The organism is Rudanella paleaurantiibacter, from assembly GCF_009184635.1.
Lineage (GTDB): Bacteria > Bacteroidota > Bacteroidia > Cytophagales > Spirosomataceae > Rudanella > Rudanella paleaurantiibacter.
Map to the genome: position 1 here is coordinate 513,450 of NZ_WELI01000001.1, position 15,914 is coordinate 529,363.

The 15,914-nt window shown below is 53.7% G+C and carries 16 protein-coding genes; 1 reads left to right on the top strand and 15 read right to left on the bottom strand.

From position 1 onward, the window contains the following. Positions 1 to 6 precede the first annotated feature (6 nt). Entirely contained in the window at positions 7 to 738 is a 732-nt protein-coding gene (locus F5984_RS02225; RefSeq protein ID WP_152122383.1) for a carbon-nitrogen hydrolase family protein, read from the bottom strand. Positions 739 to 861: 123 nt separating this feature from the next. On the opposite strand from F5984_RS02225, the gene F5984_RS02230 reads away from it, so the two are divergent. Continuing rightward, positions 862 to 1,911 (top strand): alpha/beta hydrolase, encoded by a 1,050-nt coding sequence (locus F5984_RS02230; RefSeq protein ID WP_246168774.1) that lies wholly within the window; start codon positions 862 to 864, stop codon positions 1,909 to 1,911. A 339-nt stretch (positions 1,912 to 2,250) separates the two neighbouring features. On the opposite strand, the gene cobA is transcribed toward F5984_RS02230, so the two are convergent. The 14 genes from cobA to F5984_RS02300 form a co-directional block, all read right to left on the bottom strand. Further along, positions 2,251 to 3,015: a uroporphyrinogen-III C-methyltransferase gene (gene cobA / locus F5984_RS02235; protein WP_152122385.1), complete on the bottom strand. Its 765-nt coding sequence runs from the start codon at positions 3,013 to 3,015 to the stop codon at positions 2,251 to 2,253. 10 nt (positions 3,016 to 3,025) lie between these two features. Then, complete coding sequence (locus tag F5984_RS02240; protein WP_152122387.1) at positions 3,026 to 5,170, bottom strand: nitrite/sulfite reductase; 2,145 nt, start codon at positions 5,168 to 5,170, stop codon at positions 3,026 to 3,028. A gap of 209 nt (positions 5,171 to 5,379) precedes the next feature. Beyond that, complete coding sequence (locus F5984_RS02245; RefSeq protein ID WP_152122390.1) at positions 5,380 to 5,718, bottom strand: HepT-like ribonuclease domain-containing protein; 339 nt, start codon at positions 5,716 to 5,718, stop codon at positions 5,380 to 5,382. Beyond that, positions 5,708 to 6,010, bottom strand: coding sequence for a nucleotidyltransferase family protein (locus F5984_RS02250; RefSeq protein WP_152122392.1), 303 nt, complete (start codon positions 6,008 to 6,010; stop codon positions 5,708 to 5,710). The genes F5984_RS02245 and F5984_RS02250 overlap by 11 nt, the downstream gene beginning before the upstream one ends. A 187-nt stretch (positions 6,011 to 6,197) precedes the next feature. After that, positions 6,198 to 6,512, bottom strand: coding sequence for a hypothetical protein (locus F5984_RS02255; RefSeq protein ID WP_152122394.1), 315 nt, complete (start codon positions 6,510 to 6,512; stop codon positions 6,198 to 6,200). Between the two features lie 201 nt (positions 6,513 to 6,713). Then, a complete protein-coding gene (locus F5984_RS02260; RefSeq protein ID WP_152122396.1) occupies positions 6,714 to 7,973 on the bottom strand; it encodes a sulfate adenylyltransferase subunit 1 in 1,260 nt (419 codons plus the stop codon). 89 nt (positions 7,974 to 8,062) lie between these two features. Further along, positions 8,063 to 8,959, bottom strand: coding sequence for a sulfate adenylyltransferase subunit CysD (gene cysD / locus F5984_RS02265; protein ID WP_152122398.1), 897 nt, complete (start codon positions 8,957 to 8,959; stop codon positions 8,063 to 8,065). A gap of 91 nt (positions 8,960 to 9,050) precedes the next feature. Beyond that, entirely contained in the window at positions 9,051 to 9,764 is a 714-nt protein-coding gene (locus F5984_RS02270) for a phosphoadenylyl-sulfate reductase (RefSeq protein WP_152122400.1), read from the bottom strand. Positions 9,765 to 9,785: 21 nt separating this feature from the next. Next, the gene (locus F5984_RS02275) at positions 9,786 to 10,892 is read right to left on the bottom strand and encodes a Gfo/Idh/MocA family protein (RefSeq protein WP_152122402.1); all 1,107 of its coding nucleotides are present in this window, start codon (positions 10,890 to 10,892) and stop codon (positions 9,786 to 9,788) included. 140 nt (positions 10,893 to 11,032) lie between these two features. Continuing rightward, complete coding sequence (locus F5984_RS02280) at positions 11,033 to 12,238, bottom strand: trans-sulfuration enzyme family protein (protein ID WP_152122404.1); 1,206 nt, start codon at positions 12,236 to 12,238, stop codon at positions 11,033 to 11,035. Positions 12,239 to 12,339: 101 nt separating this feature from the next. Next, positions 12,340 to 13,407, bottom strand: a complete 1,068-nt coding sequence (locus F5984_RS02285) for a sulfite exporter TauE/SafE family protein (RefSeq protein ID WP_152122406.1) — start codon at positions 13,405 to 13,407, stop codon at positions 12,340 to 12,342. Between the two features lie 142 nt (positions 13,408 to 13,549). Next, positions 13,550 to 14,122, bottom strand: a complete 573-nt coding sequence (locus tag F5984_RS02290; RefSeq protein WP_152122408.1) for a YdeI/OmpD-associated family protein — start codon at positions 14,120 to 14,122, stop codon at positions 13,550 to 13,552. A gap of 38 nt (positions 14,123 to 14,160) precedes the next feature. Then, positions 14,161 to 15,300, bottom strand: coding sequence for a DUF819 family protein (locus tag F5984_RS02295; protein ID WP_152122410.1), 1,140 nt, complete (start codon positions 15,298 to 15,300; stop codon positions 14,161 to 14,163). Positions 15,301 to 15,406: 106 nt separating this feature from the next. Then, positions 15,407 to 15,907: a Rad52/Rad22 family DNA repair protein gene (locus F5984_RS02300; RefSeq protein WP_019987708.1), complete on the bottom strand. Its 501-nt coding sequence runs from the start codon at positions 15,905 to 15,907 to the stop codon at positions 15,407 to 15,409. Between the last annotated feature and the right edge of the window lie 7 nt (positions 15,908 to 15,914).

The window sequence follows — 15,914 nt, forward strand, 5'->3', positions numbered from 1 at the left end:
TCGTCTTCAGGGGTTTTTGTTTGCGTAGGCGGTCTCACTCTGGGTATCGTAGATCAAAATCCCCTCGGTGGTGGTATCCAGTTGGGCCAACAGCGTGCCCTCCGCATTCCATACGCCCGATTGCCCGGCGGCTACGAAATTGTCGCAGGGGCCTACGCTGTTGGCCATCAGCACGGGCATGGCGTAGGCATTGGCAATGGCCGAGAGGGCCATCGCGGCCTTTTCAGCGCCTTCAGCCGATTTGGCTACGCTGGCCACGTACAAGTTGGCTCCGTCCTGATAAGCACGTTGTGGGTGCCCCGGAATTGATAGTTCGTAGCAAATGGCTAAGGCAATGTTGGTGCCCTGTACGTTGAGTAAACCCGGCTCGGTACCGGCCACGAAGTAAGGGTACTCGTCGGGGTGAAGGTACTGTTTGGCGTAAACCTGCCTCGGCTCGCCCGGACTGAGTAAAATCATGCCAATCTGAACGCCTGCCCCGGTTCGGAGCGGCATACCCACGCCAAGCGTTATTTGACCCCGGTCGCTAAGGGTTTGTAATGGGTCAAACAGGGAGTCCTGGGGCGAGGTAGCCAGCAAATGAGCCAATTCGGGTTCGTAGCCTGTGAGCGACAATTCGGGGAAAAATAGGGCCGAAACGCCAGCCGCTACGGCCTGCTCGGTCAGGCTTTGATGAACCTGTAGGTTGTAGGCTACATCGCCCCGGAGCGGGCTAAGTTGAGCAATACCAATTTTCATGAATGGGTAATCGTTCTGGTTTACGCGAATCTTTACGTACTTTTGACGTAAAGGGTTTGCCCGGTGCCTTCCATAAGTTTACTGGGGCAACTCCGCATCTATAACTCTTTATTTGTCAGATACATGAAATTACTTCTTTGCTCCCTCATGGCCGCTTCGTTGCTATCGGTGGACGGTGGGGGACCGGTGGAGACAAAACCCAGCCAGCAAGTTAGTGTTCAGGAACGCTTCACCAAAGCGAGCGACGTGGTATGGGCCTCGCCCAAAGGTTTCGACCTGACCATGGACATCTACACCCCCAACACGGGTAAGAAAAGCTACCCGGTCATTGTAATGATTCATGGCGGGGGCTGGCTCATTAACAACAAAAGCATCATGAACGAAGCTGCGGCCTACCTGGCGAGCCATTCGGAATACGTGGTGTGTAATGTGAACTACCGGTTGCTGCCTGATGGGAGCAATACCGTAAAGATGAACGAGATTGTGGAGGATGTGTTTGGGGCGGTTCTGTGGGTGAAAGACAACATCGGGCAGTATAAAGGCAATCCGGGTCAACTGATTGTAACGGGCGATAGCGCCGGGGGGCATTTGGCAACCATGGTTGTGATGCAGGGCCATAATCTCGAATCCGACGGGTTTGCGGGGTCAACGCTCGGTTTCCGACCGACGTACCTGCCCAAAGGCAAAACAGCCGAGCAGGTAGCCAAAGCCAACGGATTGGCCGTACAGGCCGCCCTAATCAGCTACGGCGCGTTCGATCTGTACGGCAGCGCCCTGGGAGGTTTCGAAAAAGAGGGGAATATGTTCTGGGCCATGGCCAAGGCTAAAGCCAGAGGTATGTTTGGCGAGGGCGTCGATGCCAGCGCCCAACCGGCGTTGTACAAGCAGGTGTCGCCCCTGTACCTGATTCCGAAAGCGAGTGAGCGCAAATTACCGCCCATGCTGTTTACGGTGGGTTCGAACGATAACCTGACTACCCCGGCCTCGATTGAAGCGTTTATGGGTAAACTGAAGGAAGCAGGCCATACCAATCTGGAGTATTGGGTGCACGAAGGACGCCCACACGCATTTCTGGACTCAGGCTCGAATCAGTTTCTGGGTATCAGTTTCGCTAAAGACGCCCCGCCCGCGCTCGACAAAATGATCAATTACCTGAACAAGATTTTTTATTAACCTATCAGGGTGTAGCTCAGTACTGGACATTAGATGTTGGACACTAGACGTTAGACCTCCCTCTATAAAGGTAGTAAGTCTAACGTCCGAATGTCCTGAAAGGGTCTAGAATAGAAGAAGCCCTGTAGCAGCGTGCTACAGGGCTTTATTTTAACGTGAATTATGCATAATGGCTGACGCAAGGGCCTTCGACAAGCTCAGGCTGACATTCGTCTTGAGAGCCCCCAGTCAGCCTGAGCCTGTCGAAGGCCCTTGCGTCAGCAACTACTTGTATGACAGGGGTTGTACAGTGCGCATTATCCATAACTCACGTTATTGTATGGAGAGTTAGAAGTTCTTCTACGCGGGCTGATCACCCGGTACGCTCAGCGTCTCGATTCGGTTTTGCCAGTCGGCGAGCGGAAGCCCGGCTACCTCGCCCAGCACAATAACGGCAGGATTACCAACACCGGCCGCTTCGACCCGCTCGCGAATGGTCGAAACCCGCCCCAGTACAACCCGCTCGTCGGCGGTAGTGCCGTTCTGGATAATGGCTACGGGCAAATCGCTTTTGCCAACGCTCGTAAACAGTTCGGTGATTTTGGGGAGCTGATGCATACCCATCAGCACAACAACCGTAGCCGATGACTGAGCTGCCAGGTGCAGATCGCGCGAAAGTTGACCATCCTTCGTAGTCCCCGTTACGACCCAAAAGCTTTCAGATACACCCCGGCTTGTGAGCGGTACTCCTGCCGACGAGGGCACGGCGTAGCTACTCGAAATTCCGGGCACCAACGCCACCTCCAGCCCGTGTTGCCGGGCAAACTGCGCTTCTTCGTAGCCGCGCCCGAACACAAACGGGTCGCCCCCTTTGAGCCGAACCACATGACCGTATCGCTGGGCATAATGCACGATAAGCGGGTTGATGTCTTCCTGCATACACGAGTAAGCCCCCTTGCGCTTACCCACGTACACCTGAAGGGCATCGGGGCGGCAATAATCGAGCAGTTCGGGGGCTACCAGTGCATCGTACATCACGACATCGGCTTCCTGCAAAGCCCGCACGGCTTTTAATGTAATCAGTTCGGGGTCGCCGGGTCCAGCGCCTACGAGTGTCAATTTCATCATGAGCGAATTAACTATCCTGCGCCTGTACCAGCTCCTGCAACTGCGGCATGCCTTCGAGGGCAATCTGACGCTCGCGATACGCTAACACAGCCTCCCGGAATTGTTCAGCTTTGGCAATAAAATCGGCGGCAAATGCTTCGGAGGGTTCCTGCTTATTAATACTGAAAACCAACGCTTTGAACTCGCCTTCGAGCGTGTGGAAACCGTCTTCGCCAACAAACGTCCGGTCAAAGTCGGCCACAATACCGTGTTGGGTATTCGTGTTTACGTCGCGGCTCATCAGGGCGGCTTTGGCCCCCGTGATAAACACGTTGTATGCATGATAGATAGCATCGGCCGGGCGGTTTCCGGCTTGTGCCTCATGGGCCCATGTCAGCTTTTCAGCGGCTTCTTCCAGGGTGGTAGCTACCAGGTCGATCATCACACCGGCACACTCACCCACACCTACTTCGGTGGTGAATTGTTCGGTATGATCCCAGTCGATGAAATCGTTGGCTGTAACCAGTTTCAGATCGGCCAGGGGTTTGAGCAGGGCGTAGAAATAACTTTTACCCTGCCGTCCGTAGTAATCGTTGAAGTACTCACCCTCGAAGCTGTTAGCCTCGTAGTCCTGCAACAGAAGCCGCAGGGCGTCGGGGCCGCGTTTGGTCGGAATCTTCACGACTTTATCGCCAATTTGGCCTTCGCCCGCTCCGTTGAATCCACCGCCGAGCAACACCTGCAAAGCGGGCATAACGGCCGCGCCGTTTTTCACCGATGAGCCGTGAAAACCAATATTTGCCACCGAGTGCTGCCCGCAGCCGTTCATGCACCCGCTGATTTTGATCTTAATATCGTTGTTGTAAATAATGTCGGGAAACTCGGCGTGCATCATCGTTTCGAGGGCCCGCGTGATGCCGTAGCTGCTCGAAATTGCCAGATTACAGGTATCGGTACCGGGGCAGGTGGTGATGTCGGCCGTAGTATCAAAGCCGGGTGTTGCCAGCCCGAGGGCGTCGAGTCCGGCGTACAGTGCTGGTAGGTCTTCGGGGCGCACAAACCGGAGCAGATACCCCTGATTAACGGTCACCCGAATATCGTCGGCCGCGTAGGTTTTGACCAATTCGGCTAAGGCCCGTGCTGTATCCGACGACATATCGCCTACCTGTACGCGCAGTTGCACGCCGTACCAGCCGACCTGTTTCTGCTCAAACACGTTGGTACGGAACCAGTGCTTCAGTTGGGTGTCTTCGGTTTCGAGCTGATACCCCGAAACCTCGGGGCGGGGTGCGTACTGGTCGCTGCTCGATGGGGCCGTGGTATCTACCGCCAGCGTTTTGTTTTTGAGAGCGGGCCACTCTTCGGCAATGCGGTTCCGAAACTCGTCGAGACCAATGTCGTTGAGCAGGTACTTCATCCGGGCCTTGTGCCGCTTGGTGCGTTCGCCGTACCGGTCGAATACCCGGATAACCGCTTCGATGAACGGGATGGCGCGGTCTTCTTCGATAAATTCGGTAACGGTTTGGGCCGCGAAAGGCTGCGCCCCCAAGCCACCACCGAGCAGGACTTTGAAGCCCCGCTCTCCATTTTGTACGCGCGCAATCAGGCCAATATCGTGCATGTAGCCATAGGCCGAATCTTTCTCCGACGACGAAACCGAAATCTTGAATTTACGGCCCATCTCCTGGCAAATCGGGTTGCGGAGGAAGTACTCAAAAATAGCCTGTGCGTAGGGCGAAATATCGAACGGCTCCTCAGGGTCGACACCGGCGCGGGCCGATCCCGTTACGTTCCGTACGGTATTACCGCAAGCTTCTTTCAGGGTGATGCCTGCGTCTTCGAGTTCGGCCCAAAGCAGGGGTGAGTCCGCCAATTTGACAAAGTGCAACTGAATATCCTGCCGGGTAGTAGCGTGGAGGTTGCCCGTCGCGTACCGGTCTGAAACATCGGCGATGCGGATCAACTGATCGGCCGTGATGCGTCCGTACGGGAGCTTAATGCGGATCATTTGCACACCGGGCTGCCGTTGTCCATACACGCCCCGAGCCAGTCGGAACTTACGGAACTGCTCGTCGGTCATCTGACCGCTGTAAAAGGTACTGATCTTCTTCTGGAGGTCAAGAATGTCGCGTTGAGCGGCTGCACTGACGTTGTCCGAAAAGGCAATTGACATAATAGTAATTCTCTATAGAGTAAATATACTATCTAATAAAAACAAAGGCCGGAGGTCGGTCCGGCTTTTTGAAGAAGAAGTGTAGATGCAAAAGTAAGGATTTCTGGTGTGGAATAGTTCGCTAAAGGGGGTGAAATTATGGGTTTGCGGGGTTAGGATGGCTTGCGTATTGTGGCAATTGGTGATAATGAGCTGTTAGGATTAGTGTATCAAAGTCCTGCATTTAGGTCCTCGATTTGTTTTTTCAGGAGTGGTAGATCTCGTATAACTATTGTCCAGATTATTTCATCTGAAATGTTGTCATACGCATGAATAATACGGTTACGCGTTCCGATTATCTTTTTCGCATTATCAATTGGGAAGTTGCTATCGAGTTTCAAAATTCGGCTCATTGCTTCACCAATAATTTCGATGTTTCTTTCGACAGCTTTCTTTGTTTTTAGATCGCTTTTGTACTCCATAAAATCTCTGCGATCGCCTAAAAATTCGAATATTTCGTCAATGCAAGCATGTATATCTAAAAGCCATACCTGAATTTTAGTATCCATAAATTTTCACTTTAGTGTTGTCAAGTTCATGTCTGAAGATCCTGTTCTTTATAGCTCTTTCTTCCAGTAGATCAACTTGTCTATTAAAAATGGCTTCTAATTTTGATTTTAAATTGAAATACAAGTCCGTATACCTAAATGGGTCTTTCTCGTCAATGTCGACGACCAAATCAATGTCAGAGTCCTCGTTAAAATCATCTCTGGTCACAGAGCCAAAAGCAAACAACGATTTTACCTTGTTCGCCCTACAAAGCTCTTGAATTTGATCTATTTTGAGTTTTTCAATTTTCATGGGTTAAAAGCAAATTGTCGAGATAGTATTTTGCCTAACGGCAGTTAAGTGCCTGCCGCAGTGCGGCTGTTCCGTGATTCGTCTGCTTACATTTTGTGGGGTGCATTCGGTCAGTCACACCAATGATTTCTAGCGAGGCATGGTTCTGCGTAACTGATAGTTCCTGCGTCTTCCAGTTCACTCGATGCTAAAGGTTCAAAAGGTCAACACCTGCAATTTCAACGTAGAACTCGCCAAACTGAGGTGAGTCAATTAATGTGACCCCTCCAATAGATTGCAGAACTACGCCATTTTCAATAACAATACTAAATGGAAAAACTTCACTATTAGCTCCGCCTTTAGATATAGTTATCGCTTGAACACGCATTCGGTATTTCTTGTATTCTGGAGAGGCAGTCATGCTACCACCCAATACTCCCATATATTCGTCTATAACATTCAAATTTGCCTCACCGATTCTGTCCTTATCAATAAAAACCTGAGCTCTTATCATCTCAAACAATTTAGGGGCGGTGATATGTCACAACTAACAAATATATAAATACTTCACCACTGTAACTCGGTGCGTTGACTGGAAACAGACAAACGATAGAGTTCCATAAATCTTGCACTGATCCCTAAAAACTAAATACGCGCATTTCGCATTGCCCCAGGAGAGAACAACACAAAATGCGCGTATTCGCTACGGATTAGCCCTGAGCTTTTAGGTTTCTCCTTCGAGCATGACGGCCCCGACGGTTACGTTGCTGGTCTCGTCGATCAGAATAGCCCCGCCGTTGGTCCGGTTCAGGGCGTAGGTATCGAATGCTACCGGCTGAGCGGTTCGTAAAACCACTTTGGCGAGGTCGTTCAGCTTAAGGCTTTCTACCTCTTCGACATGTTCGTACGTCTCAATGTTGAGCCGGTACGGAATCTCGCGGATCGAGCAGCGGGTGCGGGCCGTGCCTACCTGCAACACGTACTTGCTACCCACTTTAAGCTCTTTCGTGTCCATCCAGCAAAGCATCCCTTCTACGTTCTGGGCCACAATCGGCTGGGTATCGCTGCGAACAATGAGGTCACCCCGGCTGATGTCGATGTCGTCGAACAGATGCAGGATCACCGACTGTCCGGCTTCGGCTTCGGTCAGGTCCTGCTCGTTGAACTCAATGCGGCTGATGGTTGAGGTTTGAGCCGACGGCAGTACCGTTACGGCATCGCCTACGCGGAACGCACCACTGTTGATTTTGCCCGCATAGCCCCGGTAATCGTGCAGTTCGGTGGTTTGTGGCCGAATAACGTACTGCACCGGAAAACGGGGTAGCGTCAAGTTGGTATCGTTGCTCAGTTCAACTGTTTCGAGGTGTTCGAGCAGGGTAGGGCCCTCGTACCACGGCATATTGGCCGACCGGTCGACTACGTTGTCGCCGTTGAGCGCGCTCATCGGGATAAAGCTTACCTGGCTGACATTGAGCTTTTTAGCCAGTTCGGCATACTGGATGCAGATATCCGAAAATGCATCCTGGGCGTAATCGACCAGATCCATTTTGTTGATAGCAACCACAATGTGCGGAATGCCCAATAGGCTGGCAATGAGCGAGTGACGCCGGGTTTGCTCCACTACACCATTGCGGGCGTCGATGAGCACAATGGCCAATTGGCAGTTCGACGCGCCCGTTACCATGTTGCGGGTGTACTGAATATGCCCCGGCGCATCGACAATGATAAACTTGCGCACCGGCGTCTGGAAATACCGGTACGCTACGTCGATGGTGATGCCCTGCTCACGTTCTGAGCGCAGACCATCGGTCAGCAGGGCGAGGTCGATACCCCCGCCATCGCCCTGATTTTTGGTTTTGCTGGCCCGCTCAATGGCTTCGAGCTGATCGACCAGAATGGATTTGGAATCGTACAGCAGCCGTCCGATGAGGGTACTTTTCCCATCATCCACGCTACCGCAGGTTATAAAACGTAGTAAGTCCATGCTCATTGAGTGAATGAGCGAATGAGTGATTGAGCGAACAAGTGGGGCCTAAATCCATCACTCCATCACTCAATCACTCAATCACTCAATTAAAAATATCCTCCCTTTTTCCGGTCTTCCATGGCGGCCTCCGACATTTGGTCGTCCATGCGGGTTTCGCCCCGCTCGGAGATACGGGTTGCCTGAATTTCGGCGATTACCGCGTCGAGCGTGTTGGCCTGCGATTCGGAAGCGGCCGTGCAGGAAATATCACCCACAGTGCGGAACCGGACCGTCCGGGTCACAATCTGATCGTCAGGCTCGGGCTTGATAACTCCGCCCGCTGTAGCCATCAGCTTGCCATCGCGTACGAGGAGTTCGCGTTCGTGGGCAAAGTAGAGGCTGGGCAAGGCAATTTTTTCGCGTTGAATGTAGTTCCAGACGTCGAGTTCGGTCCAGTTCGAAATCGGGAATACCCGCACGTTTTCGCCTTTATGAATACGGCCGTTATAGAGGTTCCAGAGTTCGGGTCGCTGCCGTTTGGGGTCCCACGAGCCAAATTCGTCGCGCACCGAAAACACCCGTTCTTTGGCGCGCGCTTTCTCTTCGTCGCGCCGGGCTCCACCAATACAGGCGTCAAACTCAAACTCTTCGATGGTATCGAGCAGGGTGAACGTTTGCAGCGCATTGCGGCTGGCATTGCGGCCGGTGGGCTCCTTCAGGTTTTTCTCGCGGATGGTATCTTCTACGTACCGCACAATCAGGCGTTCGCCGAGGCTGTTGGCGAGCCAATCGCGGAAATCGAGGGCCTCCTGAAAGTTATGACCGGTATCGATGTGTACAAGCGGGAACGGAAATTTGCCGGGCCGAAACGCTTTGCGCGCCAGGTGCACCAGCGTGATAGAGTCTTTCCCGCCCGAAAACAGGAGCGCGGGCCGTTCAAACTGCCCGGCTACTTCGCGCATGATGTGAATCGCTTCCGATTCAAGTTGATCGAGGTAATCCATTTTTAATGAGTGAATTGGCGAATGAGTGAATGAGTGAATCGTTGGCTGTCGCGCTTGCGTCATTCGCTAATTCACTCAATCACTCATTCACTCATTTACTATGTAGTCCACATTCCTTTTTCGAGTTGTCTTCCCACCACCAGCGGCCGGCGCGGAAGTCTTCGCCGGGTTGAATGGCGCGGGTGCAGGGCTGACAGCCAATGCTCACAAAGCCCCGGTCGTGAAGCGGGTTGTAGGGGACATTGTTGGCCCGTACATACTCTTTCACTTGCTCAAAGGTCCAGTCCATAAGCGGGTGGAACTTAAAAAGTCCGTGGGCTTCGTCCCATTCCAGTTGGGGCATGCTCGTGCGGTTGGCCGACTGCTCGGCCCGAATGCCCGTAATCCAGATTTTCTGACCGGCCAGGGCGCGGTTGAGGGGCTCTACCTTTCGGATAAAGCAGCACTCTTTACGGTTTTCGACCGACTCATACATGCTAAACGGCCCTTTGCCCGTCATTAAGGCCTCCACAGCTTCCTGCTTCGGGTACATGGTTTCAATGGGAATCCCGTACCGGCTGAGGGTTTTGTTCCAGACCGAGTAGGTTTCACCGAACATCCGGCCTGTGTCGAGGGTGAAAATTCGGATGGGCAGATTATTCTGGACAATCAGGTCGGTAATGACCTGATCTTCATAACCCAGGCTGGTGGAGAAAACCACCTGACCGGGAAAAAGCTCGGCCAGTTTGCGCATGGCGTCGATCTCGGAGAGACCGGCGAGTTGCGCCGACAGGCTTTCGAGCGTGTATGTGGGTTCTGCTATCATGTGTTGCCGTAATGACAAAATCTAACGAATCTTTATTGTCTTTCCTGTTTTCGCCGAGGTACGGGCGGCTTCCAGAATCTCCATTACAACCAGGTTATTAGGCAGTGACGTTAGGTTGTCGATCTCTTTTTCGTCACCGCGTACCACTCGGGCCAGATACGCAAACGGATCGGGGGCGGGGGCATCGGCCGAGGTCGCTTCCTGTATCCGTTCCGGTTCGCGTTCGTTCAGCCGAACCCGCATTCGTTTGGCGTCGAGGGCCATAATCGAGCCCGTTTGTCCGTACACTTCCATGTCTTTGCGGGCGTAGGGCCAATTCCACGAGGCCTGAATAACAGCCTGTGCCTTGGGGTACGTCACAATAATGGTAGCCTCGTCGTCGACCTTGGGGTAAATATCGGGCTTGATTTGCGCGGTCACGGCCATTACGCTCGTGGGTCGTTGGCCCTGCATGAGCCACGTTGCCAGATTAGCCCCGTAACAACCAAAATCGAACAGAGCCCCGGCCCCGTTCTCGACCGGATCGGTGAGCCACGTCAGAAACTCGGGTGTACAACCAATTTCCTGAGGGCCCTGATGCCCGTCGTGAATGACCAGCTTCCGAACATCGCCAATGGCCTTCTCGCCGATGGTCATGGCGTAGGCCCGGTGGTTGCTGCCGTACCAGGTAGTTTCGTAATTCGTCAGCAACTGAATCTTGTGCTTCTGCGCCAGGTCGGCCATCTGCCGGGCGTGATCGAGGCTCACCGCCAGGGGTTTCTCAACCATGACATGAATACCCCGCGGAGCCGCCAGCCGAACGGTTTTCAGGTGGTCGATGATCTTGCCAAAGTCGGTTACGGCTTCGGGTTTGGTCGCGTCGAGCATAGCCTCGATGGTGGGGTAAACCAAACTCATCGGGAAGCCGTATTGCTTAGCATAGCGCTCAGCCAATTGGCGGTCGGGCTCGGCAATGCCCACAATCTGGATGTCCGTTTGGCCTTTCTCGCGGTAGGCTTTATGAAAAACCCCGTGTACGTGCGTATGCACCAGCCCGACCACCCCAACCCGAACCGGTTGGCGGGCGGGGGTTTGGGCGTTGGCAACATAGACCAGCATAACGAAGAATATGACCAGGCGCAACGTCATAATTCAGGTTGTTTGAATAGCTCCGAAAATTACCGTGGTAACTACATAATCCCGGACAAAGGCACGAGCGAGATTTAGATCAATAAAAACGGACAAAACTCTTTTTTTACAGGATAAACCTACTCAGCACCAATGAGTTCCTACACACTTTGGCGGAGGGCCTCGGCGCTGACCGTGGCCGCCTGTTCAAAGTCGGCCACGAGATCGTCGATGTCTTCGAGCCCTACCGAAATCCGAACCAGCCCCGGCGTGATGCCCAGCAGTGCCTTCTCGTCGGGCTTCAGTTTGGCGTGAGTCGTGGTGTTGGGGTTCGTGACAATGGTCCGTGCATCGCCGAGGTTCGACGAGAGCGTTGGAATCTGGAGAGCATCATAAAAGGCCTGTACACGCTCAAAACCACCTTCCAGCTCAATCGTGACCACCGCTCCACCGGCCGACATCTGCGCCTTGGCCAAGTCGTACTGCGGGTGCGAGGGCAGGAATGGGTATTTCACCGTGGCTACGTCGGGGTGCTTTTCGAGGGCCTCGGCCAGAATGAGGGCGTTGCGGCAATGCCGCTCCATCCGCAGGTCGAGCGTTTCGAGGCTTTTCGACAAAATCCAGGCGTTAAACGGTGACATCGACGGGCCGGTATGCCGGGCAAAGAACCGAATCTGTTGCATCAGATCGGCCCGCCCAACGACGATGCCTCCCAGTACGCGACCCTGACCGTCCATAAACTTGGTAGCCGAGTGCACCGACAAATCAGCCCCGAAATCGATGGGGGTTTGCAGGAGTGGGGTAGCAAAGCAGTTGTCGACGTTCAGAATGAAGCCGTATTTTTCTTTCAGCCGGCCCAGCATCGCCAGATCGACCAGTTCAAGACCGGGGTTCGAGGGCGTTTCCAGATACACCATTTTGGCGGCTGGCTTGTCGGCACTCGGTTGGATGGCTGCTTCCCACTCGGCCTCGGTGGCCGTGGCATCGACGTAGGTGTGGGTAATGCCCCACTTACTCAGAATCTGGGTGATAATCTGGTGGGCCGACCCAAACAAGGCCCGGCAGGCCACAATATGGTCGCCTGATTTAAGCAACGCGGCCATACTGGCAAACACGGCCGCCATGCCCGTACCGGTAGCAATGCCTTCTTCGGCCCCTTCGAGCATGCATACTTTGTCGACAAACTCGGTGACGTTGGGGTTCGAAAACCGGCTGTAAATATTACCCTCTTCGGTTTCCTCAAACAAGGCTTTGCCCTGCTCGGCACTCTCGAATGTAAAACTCGACGTCAGAAACAAAGGCGTTGAGTGTTCCCGGTATTGCGTTTTCCGCGTTTGGGTGCGAATCGCTTTGGTCTGTTTTTTCATAGTGTTTTAGCCATGGTTCACAGGATTGGTATCGGGGGGAAATCTGCCCATTGGCCGATCAGAACCCTGTAATCCTGTGAATCCTGTCCTAAATTAGGCTGTCAGAAAAACATAATAATTTTCCGCAAACTTACGATAATGACTACGATGCCAACCATCACCATCATGGTTTTCACGGGCAACCGGCGCGAGAGGTGAGCGGCAATGGGTGCGGCAATGCTCCCGCCCAGGATAAGGCCGATAATTACCAAACCATACTGCGCTAAACCTACATACAGGGCGAACACCACCGATGAGGCAAACGAGATAAAAAACTCGGCCAGGTTGACGGAGCCAATCGTGTACCGGGGGTGCCGACCGCTGGCAATCAGTGTCGAGTTGACAATGGGGCCCCAGCCGCCCCCGCCAATGGCGTCCAGAAAACCGCCCGACCAGGCCAGAATCCCGATGTTGCGCACGGGCTTTTTCTTCACCCGCTTGGTCAGGGCTTTTTTGATGATCAGAAAGCCCAGAATGGCCGTGTACACCGAAATAATGGGTTGCAGCACTTTGGCGTATTCTTCCAGTGATGTCAGTTCCGAAATAACCCAGGCCCCCAGCGCGGCCCCGATTACGCCCGGAATCAGCACTGCCCGGAACAGCTTGCTGTTGATGTTGCCAAACTTGAGGTGCATATACCCCGATACCCCCGATGTGAAAATTTCGGAGCTGTGCACGCTCGCCGTGGCGTGTAGCGGGCTGATGCCCACACTCATCAGAAACGTAGTGGCCGTAACCCCGTAGGCCATACCTAGGGCCCCGTCGATCATCTGAGCCACAAAGCCCGCCATCAGAAAGTAAAAAATCTCGGGGCCGATCTCCACCGAACTGGCCAGCACAGTCACCTTTTCCCAGGTGAAATAGCTGAACAGCATGTGGCCTACCACCATCAAAGCCAGTGCTGATGTTGCGTAGATGATTATTTCCTTCCGATTACGCCGACGTAGCAGCGGTTCGGGGAGGTCGGTAGCAATGCGGGCCGATGGAAAGGCTGTGCGGAGCGCTTGGGCCTGAGTCTCGGCGTTTTGGCCCTGTACCGTGATTGTCAGACCGTTAAGATCAAATGGGAGCGAGGCTGACGAGGGGTCAACCGATTCCGTGTCGCTGGAGGCCGCGTGTTCCGCCTGCATAAATAGTCTAACTATATCGACTTAATAGATTAATTCTTGAATGAAAAACGCCACACTGAAGTGGCGCTCATTTGCTGGGAAGTGTAACACAAAGGTCGTAGGTAAAGTGCAGAAAACCAAATCCAGAGCTACTTCGTCGGCCTCACGGATAGGCTCGTTTGCCCTCGGCGGCCTGCCGAACGGTTTGGGTAATACGTGCTGTTCGGGTTTCAGGCCGTTTGGCGCCACCGATCCAGGCGAGGATAATTTTGCGGGTACCGGGCGGAAACCCGTAAAAATTAGCTCGCGCTACGGAGTTGGCCAACAGGGCCGTTTCCAGCTCGTCGGGCACAAGGAGGTTATCGCTGTCGGTGAGGGCATCCCAGGAGCCATCCTGTTTAGCCTGTTCTATTTTGGCGAGCCCGGCGGCCGTCATTTGTCCATTGTCCATCAGGCGCTCAATACGCTCTTTATTGGGTTGCGACCACACACTTCGAGGCTTGCGGGGCGAAAACTTGAGTGCATGCCGGTTATCGTCCATCTTGCGGGGTAGGCTGTCAATCCAGCCAAAACAGAGAGCTTCTTCCACCGCTTCGGCATAGGTGAGCGTGGGGTGGCCGGTTTTCTTTTTATAAAATACGAACCAGATACCCGGTGCGGTTGTGTAGTTGTCGGCCAGCCATTGCCGCCACTGTTGGCGGTCGGCGGAGTAAAAAAAGTCGAGTTCTACGGGCATTGTTTTGTCTGATGAGTGAGTTGTTGCTTAATAGCCGGTTAGCGGAGCCACTCGGCTACCAGAATACCGAGGTACGTGCCGATGGCGTTGCCTAGCGAGCCAACCAGTACAGCCGGAAGCTGCAAGTCGGGTCGGTTGAGGCTGCGTGCTAAAGCAAGGGCTGAGGTTGCCCCGCCAATATTGGCTTGCGAAGCAATGCCCAGCACATCCCAATCCTGCCGAAACAAAGCGCCAATTCCAAAAACGATCAGGGCGTGAATAAGCACGAGGGTGCAAATCATGCCAAACAGAACCACGGCCAATTGCCCGTCGCGAAGGAGCGCGCCCACGTCGCAATAAGCGCCAATAACGGCGAGAAACAGGTAAATAGCGCTCAGGCCCAGTACACGCGCGCCCTGTAGCCGGTTCACGGCCCGAAACTGAGCCAGTACCAGGGCCAGGGTGGTCAGGATCAGAACAAACGGTAATGAAGAGACAAACGTGCCCAGCCACTGCGCGAGCCACATGGCTCCCAAACCCAGCGTAATGAGCAGGGCCAGATCGCGGGGGCTGACTGTTTCCGCATCGTTGGTCAGATCAGTTGCTGAAAGCGATTCGCTCGAAGAAGCCGTTTGCAGCCGGTCTACGGGCCGCAAGCGTTGCATGAGTTGCGGAATCGCCAGCGTTGCTACCATCCAGACGGCCGTCAGAATATTGTCGGCGGCCGTGGCAGCCACGAACAGATTGCCTGACTTGGCAACTCCGTAATGCAGGGCCACCGCATGGAAATTGAGTGCTCCGCCAATGTATGTGCCGGTAAACATACCCGCCAAAGCATAAAACTGAGAACCAACGCTTTGGGGGCCATTAAACAGCCACATACTGACAACGACTCCTACGATTGTTCCGGCTGACCCGATCAGAAACAGGGTCAACATAGGCAGGCCCGCCCGGCGCAAATCCTGCAGGTTGACATTGAGCAGAAGGACAAACAGGGCAAACGGCGTGACGTAGCCGAAGATGGCGTCGTAAAGTGGGGTATCGGTGGTGGGTACGAGCCCGACATTAGCTTCAATAGCGGTCAGGATAATAACCAGCAGGGCGGTACCCAGGTGTCGGAATCCGGGCTTGGTACTCAGCCACTCGCAGACAAAGATGTTCAGAAAGAGCAAACACAGAATAGGTAGTGGTTCGGTCATGGGCAGGCAGTTTGAGGGTTGGAAGATACACAAATAACAAAAGCGGCCATCCAGACCTCAGCCGTGCTTTAGGGTCGGGATGGCCGCCTGTTGGGCGTAAGCCTGTTTATTTGCGATACGACTCTTTAAGGGTCACAAACTCTCCGCCCTTATACGAGCCATCATTGATTTTTTTCACGAGCGCGTCGAGCTGGGGCGTAGCCCAGTCGGGAATATATTTATCGGGGGTTTCGATGAACACACGGGGGTAGGTGTACAGATTCCGGCCCACGCCAAACTGAACGGCGCAACGTTTCATGGCATCCGAAATTCCACCTTTGATTGGCTCAATATCGGTTCGGTTAGCGCCATCGGTTTTGGTCAGGCGCGTCCCATCGGGCAGCGTTACCGTAATTCGGCACAGAAACCCGTCCTGAATTTCGGTAATGTCGTTTTGCCAGCCATGCCACCCGAACTGCCGGTCGAAGCGCTCCATCACGCAGCGGTTGGTGATGTACGGGACCACAATCAGCTTGCCGGTTTTGGTCTGTTGCTGTACACGCCATTCAATCTCGTCGGGCTGAATGGGGCTGCTCAAAATGTCCAATGGGTACTTCGTGTCTTCCATGTTTTTA

Coding starts and splice junctions, on each gene's coding strand:
- F5984_RS02295 (WP_152122410.1), bottom strand. CDS start 15,300: ATGACCGAACCACTACCTATTCTGTGTTTGCTCTTTCTGAACATCTTT.
- cysD (WP_152122398.1), bottom strand. CDS start 8,959: ATGGATTACCTCGATCAACTTGAATCGGAAGCGATTCACATCATGCGC.
- F5984_RS02270 (WP_152122400.1), bottom strand. CDS start 9,764: ATGATAGCAGAACCCACATACACGCTCGAAAGCCTGTCGGCGCAACTC.
- F5984_RS02225 (WP_152122383.1), bottom strand. CDS start 738: ATGAAAATTGGTATTGCTCAACTTAGCCCGCTCCGGGGCGATGTAGCC.
- F5984_RS02260 (WP_152122396.1), bottom strand. CDS start 7,973: ATGGACTTACTACGTTTTATAACCTGCGGTAGCGTGGATGATGGGAAA.
- cobA (WP_152122385.1), bottom strand. CDS start 3,015: ATGAAATTGACACTCGTAGGCGCTGGACCCGGCGACCCCGAACTGATT.
- F5984_RS02280 (WP_152122404.1), bottom strand. CDS start 12,238: ATGAAAAAACAGACCAAAGCGATTCGCACCCAAACGCGGAAAACGCAA.
- F5984_RS02250 (WP_152122392.1), bottom strand. CDS start 6,010: ATGAAAATTGAAAAACTCAAAATAGATCAAATTCAAGAGCTTTGTAGG.
- F5984_RS02300 (WP_019987708.1), bottom strand. CDS start 15,907: ATGGAAGACACGAAGTACCCATTGGACATTTTGAGCAGCCCCATTCAG.
- F5984_RS02245 (WP_152122390.1), bottom strand. CDS start 5,718: ATGGATACTAAAATTCAGGTATGGCTTTTAGATATACATGCTTGCATT.
- F5984_RS02230 (WP_246168774.1), top strand. CDS start 862: ATGAAATTACTTCTTTGCTCCCTCATGGCCGCTTCGTTGCTATCGGTG.
- F5984_RS02240 (WP_152122387.1), bottom strand. CDS start 5,170: ATGTCAATTGCCTTTTCGGACAACGTCAGTGCAGCCGCTCAACGCGAC.
- F5984_RS02285 (WP_152122406.1), bottom strand. CDS start 13,407: ATGCAGGCGGAACACGCGGCCTCCAGCGACACGGAATCGGTTGACCCC.
- F5984_RS02275 (WP_152122402.1), bottom strand. CDS start 10,892: ATGACGTTGCGCCTGGTCATATTCTTCGTTATGCTGGTCTATGTTGCC.
- F5984_RS02290 (WP_152122408.1), bottom strand. CDS start 14,122: ATGCCCGTAGAACTCGACTTTTTTTACTCCGCCGACCGCCAACAGTGG.